Origin of the sequence: Psychrobacillus sp. FSL H8-0510, assembly GCF_038008345.1 — a bacterium.
Taxonomy (GTDB): Bacteria; Bacillota; Bacilli; order Bacillales_A; family Planococcaceae; genus Psychrobacillus; species Psychrobacillus psychrotolerans.
On sequence record NZ_JBBOYZ010000001.1, the window covers coordinates 1546545 to 1562140 of the forward strand.

16 protein-coding genes are annotated in these 15596 nt (G+C 35.6%); 14 read left to right on the plus strand and 2 right to left on the minus strand.

The window, feature by feature from the left end:
• The first annotated feature begins 86 nt into the window (after nt 1-86).
• The 3 genes from panB to panD are packed head-to-tail and all read left to right on the plus strand — an operon-like array spanning nt 87 to nt 2151.
• Nucleotides 87-944: a 3-methyl-2-oxobutanoate hydroxymethyltransferase gene (panB, locus tag MHI40_RS07560; RefSeq protein WP_340762116.1), complete on the plus strand. Its 858-nt coding sequence runs from the start codon at nt 87-89 to the stop codon at nt 942-944.
• Entirely contained in the window at nt 919-1764 is an 846-nt protein-coding gene (gene panC / locus MHI40_RS07565; protein ID WP_340762117.1) for a pantoate--beta-alanine ligase, read from the plus strand. The genes panB and panC overlap by 26 nt, the downstream gene beginning before the upstream one ends.
• Before the next feature lie 3 nt (nt 1765-1767).
• Nucleotides 1768-2151 carry an aspartate 1-decarboxylase gene (gene panD, locus MHI40_RS07570; RefSeq protein ID WP_093534641.1) on the plus strand — a complete coding sequence of 128 codons (384 nt, stop codon included), beginning with the start codon at nt 1768-1770 and terminating at the stop codon, nt 2149-2151.
• A 525-nt stretch (nt 2152-2676) separates the two neighbouring features.
• On the opposite strand, the gene MHI40_RS07575 is transcribed toward panD, so the two are convergent.
• On the minus strand, nt 2677-3681 hold the full coding sequence (locus MHI40_RS07575) for a hypothetical protein (RefSeq protein ID WP_340762118.1): 1005 nt from the start codon (nt 3679-3681) through the stop codon (nt 2677-2679).
• 271 nt (nt 3682-3952) lie between these two features.
• Between MHI40_RS07575 and MHI40_RS07580 the strand changes: the two genes are divergently transcribed.
• The 3 genes from MHI40_RS07580 (at nt 3953) to MHI40_RS07590 (ending at nt 6997) form a co-directional block, all read left to right on the plus strand.
• On the plus strand, nt 3953-4978 hold the full coding sequence (locus MHI40_RS07580; RefSeq protein ID WP_340762119.1) for an ROK family transcriptional regulator: 1026 nt from the start codon (nt 3953-3955) through the stop codon (nt 4976-4978).
• A gap of 22 nt (nt 4979-5000) precedes the next feature.
• The gene (locus tag MHI40_RS07585; protein WP_093534635.1) at nt 5001-6206 is read left to right on the plus strand and encodes an MFS transporter; all 1206 of its coding nucleotides are present in this window, start codon (nt 5001-5003) and stop codon (nt 6204-6206) included.
• A 206-nt stretch (nt 6207-6412) separates the two neighbouring features.
• Nucleotides 6413-6997: an AAA family ATPase gene (locus MHI40_RS07590; protein WP_340762120.1), complete on the plus strand. Its 585-nt coding sequence runs from the start codon at nt 6413-6415 to the stop codon at nt 6995-6997.
• A gap of 47 nt (nt 6998-7044) precedes the next feature.
• On the opposite strand, the gene MHI40_RS07595 is transcribed toward MHI40_RS07590, so the two are convergent.
• Nucleotides 7045-7266, minus strand: coding sequence for a hypothetical protein (locus tag MHI40_RS07595; protein ID WP_340762121.1), 222 nt, complete (start codon nt 7264-7266; stop codon nt 7045-7047).
• Nucleotides 7267-7656: 390 nt separating this feature from the next.
• Here MHI40_RS07595 and dinG point away from each other — a divergent pair, with 390 nt between their 5' ends.
• The 8 genes from dinG to MHI40_RS07635 all read left to right on the plus strand — a co-directional run bounded on the left by dinG (nt 7657) and on the right by MHI40_RS07635 (nt 15549).
• Nucleotides 7657-10419 (plus strand): ATP-dependent DNA helicase DinG, encoded by a 2763-nt coding sequence (dinG, locus tag MHI40_RS07600; protein WP_340762122.1) that lies wholly within the window; start codon nt 7657-7659, stop codon nt 10417-10419.
• A gap of 21 nt (nt 10420-10440) precedes the next feature.
• Nucleotides 10441-10611 carry a YpmA family protein gene (locus MHI40_RS07605; RefSeq protein ID WP_093534627.1) on the plus strand — a complete coding sequence of 57 codons (171 nt, stop codon included), beginning with the start codon at nt 10441-10443 and terminating at the stop codon, nt 10609-10611.
• Between the two features lie 3 nt (nt 10612-10614).
• Entirely contained in the window at nt 10615-11103 is a 489-nt protein-coding gene (locus MHI40_RS07610; RefSeq protein WP_340762123.1) for a cell wall elongation regulator TseB-like domain-containing protein, read from the plus strand.
• 21 nt (nt 11104-11124) lie between these two features.
• On the plus strand, nt 11125-12420 hold the full coding sequence (asnS, locus tag MHI40_RS07615) for an asparagine--tRNA ligase (protein WP_093534623.1): 1296 nt from the start codon (nt 11125-11127) through the stop codon (nt 12418-12420).
• 40 nt (nt 12421-12460) lie between these two features.
• A complete protein-coding gene (locus MHI40_RS07620) occupies nt 12461-13171 on the plus strand; it encodes a DnaD domain-containing protein (protein WP_340762124.1) in 711 nt (236 codons plus the stop codon).
• 9 nt (nt 13172-13180) lie between these two features.
• A complete protein-coding gene (nth, locus tag MHI40_RS07625) occupies nt 13181-13837 on the plus strand; it encodes an endonuclease III (protein WP_340762125.1) in 657 nt (218 codons plus the stop codon).
• Nucleotides 13824-14117, plus strand: coding sequence for a YpoC family protein (locus tag MHI40_RS07630; RefSeq protein WP_340762126.1), 294 nt, complete (start codon nt 13824-13826; stop codon nt 14115-14117). Before nth ends, MHI40_RS07630 begins: the two co-directional genes overlap by 14 nt.
• A 244-nt stretch (nt 14118-14361) precedes the next feature.
• Nucleotides 14362-15549 carry a YhgE/Pip domain-containing protein gene (locus MHI40_RS07635; protein ID WP_340762127.1) on the plus strand — a complete coding sequence of 396 codons (1188 nt, stop codon included), beginning with the start codon at nt 14362-14364 and terminating at the stop codon, nt 15547-15549.
• Nucleotides 15550-15596 lie beyond the last annotated feature (47 nt).

Consider the following 15596-nt stretch of genomic DNA (forward strand, 5'->3'; position numbering starts at 1 on the left):
AATACAATTTTTCTGCCCTTCTGTCCATTTCGGAATAGAAGGGCTTTTATATGGTTTTCTCTTCACCACAAATGGAGGGATTTTGTATGAAAACAACGAGTAACTTTATTAGTATGAAAAAAAACGACGAGAAAATTACGATGATGACAGCTTATGATTTTCCGACCGCTAAATTTGCGGAAGAAGCAGGAATGGATATGATTCTTGTGGGTGATTCACTAGGTATGGTCGTTTTAGGCTATGACTCTACTGTTTTCGTAACGATGGACGATATGATTCATCATGGAAAAGCAGTTAGACGCGGTGCGAAGGATACTTTTGTAGTGGTCGATATGCCTTTTGGGACGTTTCACGGTTCATTGGATTCAGCATTAACTAATGCGGTTCAACTTATGCAGCAAACGGGTGCACAGGCTGTGAAACTCGAAGGTGCGGATGATGTATTGCCAGTCATTGAAAAATTGACGTTTGCCGGTATTCCAGTTATCGCTCATCTAGGTTTGTTGCCTCAATCTGCGGGTGTACTAGGTGGATATAAAGTACAAGGAAAAACTGCAGCAGCAGCAGAAAAGTTAATAGAAGACGCAAAACTATGTGAAAAAGCTGGGGCTTGTGCCGTCGTTTTAGAATGTATTCCACATCAACTGACTGACACTATTTCTAAGGCTCTTACCATTCCTACTATTGGTATTGGAGCAGGTGCACAAGCTGACGGGCAAGTGTTAGTTTTTCATGATATGGTAAAGTATGGTACACATCATATTCCTAAATTTGTGAAGGAATTTGCAAATGTTGGGGAACCAATTTTAGCTGGTATTAAGCAATATGTAGAGGAAGTTAAAAATGGTGCTTTCCCAACAGTAGAACATTCCTTTACGATGAAGGAAGAGCAACTTTCCGCACTATATGGAGGCAATCATGCAAACAATACAAACGATAAATGAGCTAAAACAAATAATCGAACTAAATAAAGACAAAACGATAGGTTTCGTTCCCACAATGGGCTATTTGCACGAAGGACATCTAGCCTTATTAACTAAGGCTAGAATCGATAATGACATAGTCGTGGCAAGTATTTTCGTGAATCCTGCTCAGTTTGGTCCAAATGAAGATTTAGACAGATATCCAAGAGATATTGAAAGTGATACACAACTAGCTACAGAGGCTGGAGTAGATGTATTATTTGTTCCAAGTGCAAAGGAAATGTATCCTTTTGAAAGTGGTATCTCTATAGGGGTAGGAGTTCTTTCCACTAAGCTATGTGGTGAAAGTAGACCAGGACATTTTGATGGTGTCCTAAAGGTAATTACTAAATTATTTAATCTTGTTCAGCCAACGAAGGCATACTTTGGACAAAAGGATGCACAACAACTAGCTATTATTGAGACATTTGTGAATGCGTATAATTTCCCAGTAGAAATAGTTCGGGTACAGACAGTGAGGGAGCTTGATGGACTTGCTAAGAGCTCGCGGAATGTATTTTTAAGCGAACAAGAACGATTAGAAGCAGTTCATTTGTATAAAGCTTTGCAATTAGCTACAGAAACATGGAAAAAAACAAATGACTTACCAGCGGCAATTGCAAAAGGGAAAGAGCATATTGAGAGCAACACCTCTGGTAAGATTGATTATTTAGAAGCATTATCTTATCCAACGTTGCAGTCAGTTACAGATGATACGAAGGAAGTACTGTTTGCGACAGCCGTATTTTTTGAGAAGGCACGTTTGATAGATAATATTTTAAAAGAAAAAAAGGATGTGTAATATATGTTGCGAATGATGTTAAATGGGAAGATCCACCGAGCAGTAGTAACGGAAGCTGATTTAAATTATGTAGGAAGTATTACAATAGATCAGAATATATTAGATGCTGTAGGTATGTTACCTAACGAAAAAGTGCATATAGTAAATAATAATAACGGTGCACGTTTCGAGACATATATTATCTCAGGTGAACGAGGTAGTGGTGTTATTTGTGTAAATGGAGCAGCTGCACGGCTAGTTCAACGTGGAGATGTAGTAATCATACTATCGTATGCATATGTGATGAATGAAGAAGCACAATCACATAAGCCGACAGTGGCGATTATGAATGAAGATAATTCTATTAAACAAATCATCCATTACGAACCCGAAGCAACAGTTATGTAATTGAATACAAAATACGCCTGCCATTCAAATCAGTGAACACTGACTTGAATGGCAGGCTATTTATATCTAATCGGCTACTTCTTCTTTTTAAAATTGCTCGCCAAATTATGTATAGATTATCGATGTAATAGTTTTAATACTAGTTTAGAAACTTCTTGCATGTGTGGCCGAGAAATTTTGGTGTAGCATTTTGGATTGAAATGTTAATCGCACAACCTATAGCGCGTTATGCTATGAAATCATTCCATGCGAGACAAGCGAAGAAAGTTGAAAGTGTAAACAGTTAAAGAAATTTGGTTTTCTTTTGCTTACACTAGATTCATGGGACTTGAAGAAGCAAACTCCATAAAATTACCGAAAAAAAGGGATATTGGTTGTGACATCCGTCACATCCAGTATCCCTTTAAATACATTCGGTAATAATATAGTAAAGAATACAGGTTCTAAGAGAATTGTGGCGTGTCCTTTGCCCATCTCCTCTTATCTTCTTCAGACTAAACTTTATACTAGTATGTTTATCTTGGATTAGATTTCTTCTTGGAAATAGATTTTATAAAACTTCCGATTTGTAGTTTCATCATAGCCAACTTCAATCAGCTCATTGACTTGTTCAATATCTCGTACATTCACTTGAATTTCAATATTGGAATCTAATTTAATTTTACGCTTATACGTTTTTTCGGCTTTTGCAATGGCACTTTCAGAAATGATCGTTTCATATGGTTTTACTGAATTGACAATTATATCTTTTTGAACTGAATCTGTTTTTTCAAAGACTGTGTCAATATAATTATCTACCTGGAACTCTTCTTCATTTCTAAAGTATTCGAGTGTCTTATTCAAATAACCCAATTTCTCGGTATTCGTATAGTTTTCTTCCTTAATAATATACTTTTTACATTCTGTTAAAGCTAACTCTGTTTTGTGATAATGCTCATCCGCTACTTTAATCTTCAAAAAACGCTCTTGCCAGTATACGACATCTTCTTTCTTTTTTGTTTTCATAAAGACAGCTGGTGCTACGTCTGGACCCATGTCCATGATGACCGCCATATTATTGATTTTTTTTACATTAATTCCGTCAATGCCATTCACAACCATTTTATTTTGCTCATTTTTCACATCTAAAAACATTTCTTTTTCATCAATTTTGACGATAGCTATTACTTTTTTCACTTCGTTATGCCATAGGCAATTATCAAATAACCCTATGAATAAATCTCCGTGTTTAATATTTGGATGCTGAGAAACACTTTTTAAATGAGTAGCAATATGGTTGGATTGCTCTAGGAAACTAGTATCCTGATCAAATATGGAGTTTACATACGTATATACTTCATTCAATCCTATATCTGATTCGTGGAAAAACTCGAATTGTTGTTCCAAATCAATTTTGTTAAAAGCTAATTGAGTAAAAGCCGCTTCCAACATCGTTTCAGGTTGGGAGAGTGCTTCATCACCTAGTACAAGCGTATCGCCGACGTGATGTACAACATATTTCGTTAATTTACTTTCACTTACCTCTAGCACGGTGATCACCTTCTAATCTTTAATTGTAGACAATTTACCATATCATACTTCGCATTAGATTTTCATGAATTAATTAAAAAAGTAATGTATGGATTCAATTTTTAATCAGAAAACAGAGTAATAGAGGTTATTTATTCGTGTGATTGTAAGAAAAAAGAATTATTTGAAAATAAAAATTATAGTAGTTGTTTCCAATAATTTTCTATGATATATTATCATCAATACTTATTAAAGATCTTTAATAAGTATATTTAAGTAGGAGGTGGAGTTAGTGAATGCTACTCCAAAGTCTGTGAGGAAAGTAATTATTTCGAGTATTAGGAAGTCGCTTTTAGAGTTTGAAAGTGCAACAAAAGCTGAACTCTGCGATAAAGTAGACATTAGTTTCCCAACTATAAGTAAGTTTCTTGCTCAAATGGAGAAGAGTGGAGAGGTTATTTCAGTCGGTTTAGATGAATCCAGTGGAGGTAGACGAGCAAAAAGGTATAAGTACAATCCTGAGCATACGCTTGGTCTTTCCATTTTTTTAGAGAGGCAAGAAACAAATTATGCGATTTTTAATTGTGTCGGAGAGGTGAAAGAGCGGGGGGTAATTCCAAGTGTATTAGTGGAAGGTGGCTTACAGCTATTAACTATGAGCATGGAAAAATTAATAGCAGAATACCCAAAAATTAGCTCTATCGCAATAGGGGTACCTGGTTCTGTTGATAATGGAAGGATTTTCCATATACCTGGATATGTAAACTTTCAAAATTTTGATATTAAAGGATTTTATGAAAATCATTTTTCGATACCTGTGGTTGTTGAGAACGATATGAATGCTGCCGTACTCGGATATCACCATTATAAGGGGGGCAAGAACAATCCCTCCCTTGTATATTTGTATATAGGTCAAAATGGTCCTGGTGCAGGTTTTTTGATAAATGGAGATGTGGTGCGTGGGAGTACATTTTTCGCTGGGGAGATTTCGTTCGTCCCTCAGTATGATGAGCAGAATTTATGGCAAGCGTTAGAAAACAACGGAACTGAATCTAAAGAAGCCCCTTTTTCTCAAGATTATCAGATTGATCCGATTAGCCGATTAGTAGCATCATTTACAGCAAGCATTAACCCACATACCATCATTTTTTGCAAAGATGAAGTGGATGAAGCGTTAGTAGAAAAAATTACTAGTGCAAGTTCTAATTATGTTCCACCAGAACATCTTCCTGAGCTAACTATAAGTGATTGGAAACAAGATTATTTATATGGACTACAAAGATTAGGGATAGAGCTTATGTTGAATGAAATAAAATAATTGGAAGTATATGAGGTGAAACATGGCAACATTTCTTTTAATAATAATCTATTTGGCTTTTATCAGTTTAGGTTTACCTGATTCATTATTAGGAGCAGCTTGGCCTGTGATGCAAGGGGACTTGGGAGCTCCACTCGAGACTGCTGGACTATTATTTATGACCATAGCATGTGGCACAATAATCTCTAGTCTTATTAGTGGAAGGATTCTCAAACGGTACGGGACTGGGAAAGTCACATTTGTCAGCGTATTAATGACCGCTGTTGCCTTGCTTGGATTTCATTTTGCTCCATCGATTGTTTGGTTAATGGTTTGTGCTGTTCCACTTGGATTAGGAGCTGGGGCTGTAGATACGGGGTTAAACGATTATGTAGCTGTAAATTACAAGGCCAGGCATATGAGTTGGTTACATTGTTTTTGGGGAGTCGGAGCTACTTTAGGTCCGATTATTATGGCTCAGTTTATATCAGGGGACAGTTCTAGTTCTTGGAGAAATGGATATTTTCTTATTGCAGCTATTCAGTTTGCATTAGTTATTATTCTTTTCTTCACTTTGCCTTTATGGAAAAAAGTAAAAGTAAAAAGAAATGATCGTTTACTAGAGGAAATTGACGAGCTAAAAGATGTAATTAATGAAAAAGAGACTAATACAAAGCCACTTCAAACTAAAGGAGTAAAATGGGCTCTGACTACATTCTTTTTTTATTGTGGAGTTGAAGCAACTGTGGGTCTTTGGGGAAGTAGTTTCTTGGTAAATATTAAAGGAATAAGTGTAGCAACAGCTGCAGGTTGGATCTCTTTTTATTACGCAGGGATAACTGTTGGCAGATTAATAACAGGTTTTATCACTTATAAAGTTACCAACCGTACGCTCATTAGGTGGGGGCAGTTAATAGCATTGAGTGGTGCCATAATATTAGTTTTACCGTTACCGTCCGCTTTCTCATTTGTCGGATTTATAATTGTCGGATTAGGATTAGCGCCGATATTTCCGTGTATGTTGCATGAAACACCAACACGTTTTGGGAAAAAGCATTCTCAGACGATTATGGGCTATCAAATGGCGTTTGCTTATACGGGCACAACATTCATGCCACCACTTCTTGGTTTCATGGCTTCCCAGATGACTATTGGGATTTTCCCTATTGTTATTGTCATTTTTGCTGTAGCAATGCTATTAAGCTCAGAAAAACTTAATATAATACTAGGGAGGAAGAATGCATACTAAAGGAATGATCAAAATTCAAAATTCCATTATTCATAGCTAGTAGAAAATGAAATACATATTTCATTTTCTTTTTTTGTTATTCAGCAGTAAATAAAAGGATTTTCAGCTTAAAAGGTTGAATAAGTGTTGTATATAATAATTTTGGAACTTATGAATTTAGTAATGAGTGTAGTAAGTTGATCATTCATTAAAGAAAAGGTGATTTTATGATTATATGGATAAACGGGGCATTTGGTTCAGGGAAAACGCAGACTTCATATGAATTACATCGTAGGATTCCTAATTCTGTCGTCTTTGATCCAGAAAAAACGGGTTTTTTTATTAACAAAAATATTCCAACTGAGCTTAGTAAACCGGATTTCCAAGATCACAGTGTCTGGAGAGAACTAAATTATACTACGTTAAAATACATAGCGAGTGAATACAATGGGGTAATTATTGTACCAATGACTATTGTAAATCCACAGTACTTTGAAGAAATAATAACAAAGCTAAGAAAGGATGGTGTCGTAGTAAATCATTTTGTCCTTTGGGCATCCAAGGAAACACTGATAAAGAGACTGAGAAGTAGAGGAGAGAGCAAACACTCTTGGGGTTCTTTGCAAATAGAAAGGTGTATAGAAGGCTTATCCAATGATATATTTAAACATCGTATTGAAACCGAACACATGTCCATTGAAAGAATAGCTGAGACCATTGCATCTATGTTAGACATCCGTTTACTAGATGACAATAGAAGTAAACTGAGCAAAAGATGGGACAGAATCAAAATTCAAATAAAACAGTTATAGAACTTAGAACTAATTTTATTCAAAAAAAAGAGACCTACTAGTTAGGGTCAATTTGTAAAAATATTATTCTCTATATATTCTACTACCGAATCTACATTATCGGAAGTTTCTGTCTTGCGATTGTTGATATTGGTAACTTGAAATAGACTTTCTGATAAACTTACTGTAAATAAGGCTTCATTGTTGTGGTCATTGATTGTAATGGAGATTTTAGAATCTTGAAATTGTTGTAATGATAATAACATGTTTTTTAAATGTTGAGATGACATTTCCTCGAACTCCTCTCTAAGGAGTGACAACCTCGAAGTCACTAATCCAATTGTGTACTGCTTGATTATACCATAGTTTCTGGAAATTCCAATCATTACGACTATTCTGTTCTTTTTCTATCCTATTTTTTATAAAAGTTATTTAGGAACTCCAGGAAACGTATTAATATGGTCTATACTTCCAGATTGAATTAGGCTTTTTAGGATTGTTTAAAGATACTAATTCCTTTTTAAACGTATTTACGCCAGTATATGGAGAGAAATTGATCGGAACGTGATTTTAAGAATTTTCCGTTTATCCATTTGTATCTTGTTTGAAAGTAAAAATTTCGTCACTGGAAAGTGAATGTGGTACAATTTTTTTAGAACAAAAGGACTGTGAGTTGAGGAATGATGGAAAATCATAAATATGCAGTTGTCGATATTGAAACAACAGGCCACTCATCGACGAATGGTGACCGTATTATTCAGCTTGCAATTGTATTTATTGAAAATAACAAATTGGTAAACACATATACGACTTTTATAAACCCAGAAAAGCCAATTCCTCTTTTTATCCAGGATCTGACTAATATAGCGGAAAGTGATGTTGAAAAAGCACCATTATTTGAGGATATTGGAGCAAAAGTATTGGGTATGCTGCAGGATCACATTTTTGTCGCTCACAATATTCACTTTGACTTACCATTCCTTCAGAAGGAACTAAAGAGAGTAGGTCTTCCAAACCTAGTATGTAAAACAATGGATACGGTAGAATTCACAAAGCTAATGTTTCCGAACCTTTATAGCTATAAGCTTCAGGATATAGCAAATGAGTTAGAAATCAATTTAGAATCTGCTCATAGAGCTGATGACGATGCTCTGGCAACTGCTTATTTGCTGATAAAATGTATCGATCAATTAATGAAGCTACCGCTAAAAACTATCGAATTATTACATAAACGTTCCTTTCAGTTAAAATCTAATTTATCTATATTATTTTTTGATGTACTTGTTGAAAAAAGAAAACAGGTAGTGTCAGAAGGTTTTCTACTTTACCGAGGGATTCCGATAAAGGAAATTTCTGATGAACAACATGAAGAAACCGATTCATTGTCATTTCCTGAAACACGGGACAAGAAAATTGAATTATTTAGTAAAAGTATCCCTAGCTTTGAAGAACGTGAGGGACAATTTGAATTGATGGATCAAATTCAAGCATCCTTAACAAATGAATTAGAAATAGTTTGTGAGGCCGAAACGGGAATTGGTAAAACACTTGGCTATCTATTACCTGCTGTCCTCTATTCATTCGAAAAGAAAAAACCTGTAATAATAAGTACATATACAACTCATTTGATCGATCAATTGGTGAGTGAAGAAATACCAAAGATCAACGCAATTCTAGAAACTAATGTTAAGGTAGCAACATTAAAAGGAATGCATCATTATATTGATCTGTATAGCTTTTGGCAGCAGGTTCAACTGGAAGATGAGTCATATGATGAAACCTTTACGATTATGCAAATTTTAGTATGGCTTACTTTAACCGAGGATGGCGATTTAACTGAGCTTAATGCCTCTGGTGGCGGCCAATTATTTGTCGATAAAATCAGAAGAGGAAGCTTGTCTAACAAAAAAGAAGTAGGAGCAAATGATTTTTATGAAAGAGCTCTTCGTAAAAGTGAAGACTGTCATATTTTAGTTACTAATCATGCAATGGTAATGACCGATCAAGAAAGAGAACAACCAATATTAACAGCTGGTTGTGCAATGATTGTCGATGAGGCCCATCAAATGATTCACGCTAGTATGTCTCGCGGTGAGCGTATTTTCTCTTATACCAATTGGAAATATGTTTTAGGACAATTTGGGACACTTGATACCGAGCAATTGTTGCAGAAATTGGAGCTTTTGCATGTTCCATTATCTATTCAAATTCAATTAGAAAAGCAATATGTAGAAACCATTGAGAAATTTGATCAGGCTGTTTCCTATGTAATTGATGCCTTTCTTCAGAAAAGTAAAAGGAACGGGAAGAGTACTAAAAAGACGGTAGCATTAGATGACCTGGAGTTAGACCAAACTATTTTCCGCTCCGTTGCAAATTCGATTCAGGTTTTCATCTTTTCTACCAAATCTATGATTGACTCATACAGTAAACATGTGGAAGACGAGAAAATACAATCATTTATCAATGAATGGCAATATTGGATTAGAGAGTTAGTCATTAAAGTCAGTGAATGGGATGAAATTTTCTTACAGAACAGAGTGACAGAGGCAAGATGGTTAGAAGTTGATACTCGGAGTATTCCTGGTAGCCTTACTGTTATAAAAAGACCACTAAATTATAGAGAAGATATTAGAAAAGCCTTAATGACGCATCGAGAAGTGGGAGCGGTTATTTGGACGTCTGGAACAATTACGGTACCTTCTAATAGGCATTTCATCACGACCCAACTCGGGTTGGGTACAGAAATACCTATCTATCAGTATAAAGCCGCTAGCGATTATTATAGTGGAGCGGAACTGCTAATTGTGGAAAATATGCCCGACATTAAACAGGTATCGCAAAGTGATTATATTGAAGCGGTTGCAGAAGCAGTGGTCCAAACGGTTCTTGTATCAGAAGGTAGATGCTTTGTTTTGTTTACCTCCCAAGATATGCTTCGTAAAACAGTGGAATTAATACAAGATACCCATTTGTTGGATGATTATATGCTTTTTGCACAAGGCATGACATCTGGAAGTAGGATGAGATTATTAAAGTCATTCCAGCGGTTCTCCAAATCAGTTCTTTTTGGGACGAATAGCTTTTGGGAGGGAGTGGATGTTCCTGGTGATGCCTTATCGGTTATCATTATGGTTCGGTTACCATTCTCTTCTCCAGACGATCCATTATTCAAAAAAAGAGCAGAATTGTTAACGAAAAATGGTCAAAATCCATTTTCTGCTTATTCTTTACCAGAAGCGGTGTTGCGTTTTAGACAAGGTTTCGGTCGTCTGATTCGATCATCTTCAGATAAAGGCGTTTTCATCGTCTTGGACAGACGTATAGAGACTAAGTCATATGGAAGAGACTTTTTACAGGCTATTCCTAATATTCCTGTTAAGAAAGTATCGCTAGAAAATATGGTCTTAGAGCTAGAAAATTGGTATACTGATGAAGGATGATTTTAGAAAGCGGGTTGGAATATGGAAAACAAAATAGAAACGCTATCAACTGTTATAGTTGACTACCAATCAGACTTATATAAAATAGTCGATGTATTGAATCGTACGCTTAAAGAGAAAGACTTAATGTTCGGGCTTGCTCTTGATAAGCAAGATGAAAATAAAGCGGTTTTCACCATTTATAGGACGTAACAGATGGGACTTAAAAAGTGGTTATTATTTATGGTTATTTTTGCATTAAGTTTAACGATTGTTATTAGCTTATTAATTTACTTTCAAGCCAAAGGTCCATTTTCTGAAGCAACGGATAAAGCAGAATCGTATGTTTTGGAGAACAATTTGCTAGCTCAGGTGGATAAAACTTACGTATATAACAATACTTCCACTTTTTACACCGTAATTGGTTCGACAGCTAAAGGGGAAGAAAAAGCATACTTTTTACCTCATGGGAAATCGGACGAAAAAATTATGGAAGTGAATCTGGAAGAAGGAATATCAGAGCAACGAGCAGTAGACTTGGTGATGAAAGATGTTAAAGATGGTAAGCTTTTACATGCTAAACTCGGTGTAGAAGAAATAGGGCCGGTGTGGGAAATAACCTATGTAAATGCAGAAGACAACCTCAATTATGTATATTTGTTATTTGATAATGGAGAATGGTGGAAGCGAATTTCGAACTTATAGTCAAAAATTTTGGAGGGTATAATGAAAAAAATCATGATTAAAGATATGGCCAACCATGTTGGAGAAACAGTAAAAATGGGCGCTTGGCTTGCTAATAAGCGCTCAAGTGGTAAAATTGCCTTTTTACAATTACGCGATGGTTCTGGTTTTGTACAAGGTGTAGTAGTAAAAGAAGATGTTGGGGAAGAAATCTTCCAAACTGCAAAAGGTTTATCGCAAGAAACTTCTATGTATGTAATAGGTGAAGTGATTAAAGATGAACGTTCTTCTTTTGGATATGAACTTCAAGTAAAAGAAATAGAAGTAATTCATGCAGCAGTCGATTTCCCTATAACTCCTAAGGAGCATGGTACGGAATTTCTAATGGACAACCGTCATTTATGGTTACGTTCTAGAAAGCAACATGCCATTATGAAAATTCGTAACGAAATAATTCGTGCTACATATGAATTCTTTAATGAAAATGGTTTTGTTAAAATGGATCCACCTATTTTAACAGGTTCATCGCCAGAAGGTACTTCTGAATTATTCCATACTAAATATTTTGATGAAGATGCATATCTTTCACAATCAGGACAATTATATATGGAAGCAGCGGCTATGGCATTAGGAAAAGTATTTTCTTTCGGACCAACATTCCGTGCAGAGAAATCTAAAACTCGTCGCCACTTAATCGAATTCTGGATGATTGAACCAGAAATGGCTTTTGTTGAATTTGAAGAAAGCTTAGAAGTGCAAGAACAGTATGTTTCATTTATTGCGCAGGCAGTATTGAAAAACTGTACACTTGAATTAGAGCGTCTTGGTCGTGATACGTCTAAATTAGAAAATATTCAAGCGCCATTCCCACGTATTTCATATGATGATGCTATTAAGTTTTTACAAGAAAAAGGCTTTGATGATATTAAGTGGGGAGATGATTTTGGATCACCTCATGAAACAGCAATCGCAGAAAGCTTTGACAAACCAGTATTTATTACTCACTATCCAATAGGCATTAAACCATTTTACATGCAGCCACATCCAGAACGTGATGATGTAGTTTTATGTGCTGATTTAATCGCTCCTGAAGGGTACGGAGAAGTAATTGGTGGTTCTGAGCGTATTCATGATTATGAATTGATGAAACAGCGTATTAAAGAGCATAACCTAGATGAATCCGCGTATGCTTGGTACTTAGATTTGAGTAAACAAGGGGCTGTACCACATTCTGGATTTGGATTAGGATTAGAGCGCACAGTAGCATGGTTTAGTGGGTCAGAGCATATCCGTGAATCTATTCCGTTCCCACGTTTGTTAAATCGTTTATACCCATAAAAAGTAAATAGAAATTATATAGAGAGAAAGGAGTACGAGCATGCAAAAGCGAGATCGACTCCGTATCTGGACTGAGCAGGGAAATGTAACTATTTCCCAGCTTTTTTTTAGTCACTATAAAGCGATCAATATTAGAGATGAGGAAGCTATTCTTTTATTGCATTTAATCGCTTATGGAGAAGCAGGAAATCATTTTCCTACCCCACAGAACTTAGTGGAACGTACTTATTTTAGTGAAGATAAAGTAGTGACTATTTTGCAACGCCTTATGCAGAAGGGGTTAATACAAATAGAAAAGCATCTAGATCAAAATGGGATACATTATGAATACTATTCCTTTCATCTATTATGGGAGCTATTAGTAGATTATATGGAACAGCTACAAAACGACGATAAAGACCTTCACAGTAAAGAGGAGGAAGGGGATATATATAAATTATTCGAACAAGAATTTGGTCGATTATTATCTCCTATGGAATGTGAAACAATTGGAATGTGGTTTGACCAAGACAAACATTCTGTATCGCTGATTCGATTGGCATTAAAAGAAGCAGTACTTTCTCAAAAACTTAGTCTGCGTTATATAGATCGAATTTTATTTGATTGGAAGAAGAAAAATATTAAAACGGTGGAAGCTGCTGAAAATCAGTCCGCACAATTTAGACAGCATATGCCAGTTCAAAATCCAACGGAACAGCCATCGTCTAGTGTGAAGGTTCCATTTTACAACTGGTTAGAAGAAAGAGAGTAGGTGTAAACTTTGCTTACAAAGGTACAATGGCTCTACTGCTTAGATGAAATGGAGCAAATGTTCCCAGATGCACATTGTGAGTTAGTTCATGAGAATCCATTTGAATTATTAGTTGCCACTCTATTATCCGCACAATGTACAGATGTGTTAGTCAATAAAGTAACAAAAAACTTGTTTCAAAAGTATAAAAAACCGGAGGATTATTTAGCTGTATCCATTGAGGAATTACAGACAGATATTCGTTCGATTGGTTTATTTCGAAATAAGGCTAAAAATATACAAGCACTGAGTAGGCAGCTAATAGAATTGTATAACGGAGAAGTGCCGCCTGATCGTGATTTACTCACTACATTTCCAGGAGTAGGTCGGAAAACGGCTAATGTAGTAGTTTCGGTTGCATTCGACATTCCGGCGATTGCGGTAGACACACATGTGGAAAGAGTTTCAAAGCGATTAGGTCTTTGCAGATGGAAAGATTCTGTGCTACAGGTGGAAGAAACGTTAATGAAAAAAACACCCATTGATTTATGGTCAAAAACGCATCACCAGCTAATTTTCTTTGGTCGCTATCATTGTAAAGCGCAAAACCCAAATTGCCCAGAATGCCCTTTACTCTCGGTTTGTAGAGAAGGGAAGAAGAGGATGAATAAGATTGTCCCACAATAATCAACGTTATTTCGATGAATGGGAAATAATTAGGAAAGAACTACTTCAGTTAATCCGAAATAAAGATCCGAAAAAAAGTGAGCTAATGCGAAAGGGTATTCATCAGCTAATGTATATACTTGATGAGACAGAAGAAGCAACACCTCTTAACTATATGGAACGCACTACATTTATCAAGTCCAATATAGATAAACATGTTGCTTTTGTTCAACTCGATGAGCTTTTTAAAGAAACAAAGAAAAAATTAGCGCGTATACGTGCACAATCCAAAAGCGAGTGAATCCAAGAGATTCATTCGCTTTTTTAGTTTTTAGTAGAATTAGCTTAAGGGAGTATGACAACATTCTTCAATAAATACTGGAGAGCATCAAAAATGTGTCTATTTTAATAACATAAACCAAAGGGAAGGGAAAAGGCATAGTAAACATCTTTACTTTTATAATATAATAATTTAATATAGTTAAAGCAAAGTACTTTAATTGAAGTACTTTAATCGAAGTTTAGTTGAAGAAGGGAAATAAAGAATGAAATTCAAACAATTTTTAAACTTACAAGGCTTTAAAGCATCTATTTTTATGGGCATATTTTATGCTATAGCTATGCTATTAATTTTTCTATTAGGCTATTCAGCATTACCCGGTAATATGGATGAACTAAAAGTTGCGATTATTAATGATGATGCTGGTGAATCCGGTTCACAAATAGCTGAACAGTTGACCGAATCTTTACCATTTAAGATAGATACAGAGTTAACAAATGAAAAAGCTTTAGATAAATTAGGAGATAACAAGTATGCATTAGTTATCCATATTCCTGAAACATTTACAGAAAATGCTCAAAAAGGTGAATCAGCTCAAATTGATTTCACTGTTAACGAAGCATCAGCTACAATGGTTTCATCAGCAATGAGCTCAGTTGTAACAGAAATTAACAACCAGTTAAGTACAAGCTTCTCCACACAAACGGCTCAAGGTGTATTATTAAATATGAATGTACCTGAAGAGCAAGCGACTGCAATAGCAGAGCAAATCGAAACGGCTTATGTAGGAAACTATGTCATCATGAATGATGTGCCAGATGGTATGCACAACAGCATGTTACCTATGTTCTTAACGATGGCTTGTTATGTAGGAGCAATGATTGCGGCAATGCAACTAGTAGGTGCCTTTAATCTTAGCCGTGGTAAAGCGTCTAAAGTAAAATTATTCACTTATGTACAAGGTTCAGCTTTAATCATCGCAGTTGTTTCAACGATCTTTGCATTAATAGTGGCGTTTTCAATTTCAGATTTGGATACAAGTATTATATTCAAACTTGCAGGTCAACAAATCTTGTTATATATGGCGGCATTTAATGTATGTGCAATCTTCACATTCCTAATTGGTGAAGCAGGTATGATTATTAATATCCCTGTATTATTATCACAAACGATTGCGAACGGTGCGACAATGCCTCGTGAAATGATGTATGGTTTCTTTAACTTCGTTAGTCATATTTCACCTATGTACTATTCCGTACAATCGTATTATGCGGTTATGTTCGGTTCTACAGAACAATCTCCATTCTTATGGGGCTTAGTAGCTGTAGCAGCCGGAGCAATGATTATCAATATGATCATCGTGAGATTCGTTCACAAAGACGTACCATTGGATGTAATAGCAAGCGCAAATACAAGCGTTCCAGTAAATGCTCAGCCAATAGTAAATAATTAATAATAAAGCTTCAATCATATTACATGGTTGAAGCTTTATTACTTCTA

Coding starts and splice junctions, on each gene's coding strand:
- panB (WP_340762116.1), top strand. CDS start 87: ATGAAAACAACGAGTAACTTTATTAGTATGAAAAAAAACGACGAGAAA.
- panC (WP_340762117.1), top strand. CDS start 919: ATGCAAACAATACAAACGATAAATGAGCTAAAACAAATAATCGAACTA.
- panD (WP_093534641.1), top strand. CDS start 1,768: ATGTTGCGAATGATGTTAAATGGGAAGATCCACCGAGCAGTAGTAACG.
- MHI40_RS07585 (WP_093534635.1), top strand. CDS start 5,001: ATGGCAACATTTCTTTTAATAATAATCTATTTGGCTTTTATCAGTTTA.
- MHI40_RS07590 (WP_340762120.1), top strand. CDS start 6,413: ATGATTATATGGATAAACGGGGCATTTGGTTCAGGGAAAACGCAGACT.
- MHI40_RS07595 (WP_340762121.1), bottom strand. CDS start 7,266: ATGTCATCTCAACATTTAAAAAACATGTTATTATCATTACAACAATTT.
- dinG (WP_340762122.1), top strand. CDS start 7,657: ATGATGGAAAATCATAAATATGCAGTTGTCGATATTGAAACAACAGGC.
- MHI40_RS07605 (WP_093534627.1), top strand. CDS start 10,441: ATGGAAAACAAAATAGAAACGCTATCAACTGTTATAGTTGACTACCAA.
- MHI40_RS07610 (WP_340762123.1), top strand. CDS start 10,615: ATGGGACTTAAAAAGTGGTTATTATTTATGGTTATTTTTGCATTAAGT.
- asnS (WP_093534623.1), top strand. CDS start 11,125: ATGAAAAAAATCATGATTAAAGATATGGCCAACCATGTTGGAGAAACA.
- MHI40_RS07620 (WP_340762124.1), top strand. CDS start 12,461: ATGCAAAAGCGAGATCGACTCCGTATCTGGACTGAGCAGGGAAATGTA.
- MHI40_RS07635 (WP_340762127.1), top strand. CDS start 14,362: ATGAAATTCAAACAATTTTTAAACTTACAAGGCTTTAAAGCATCTATT.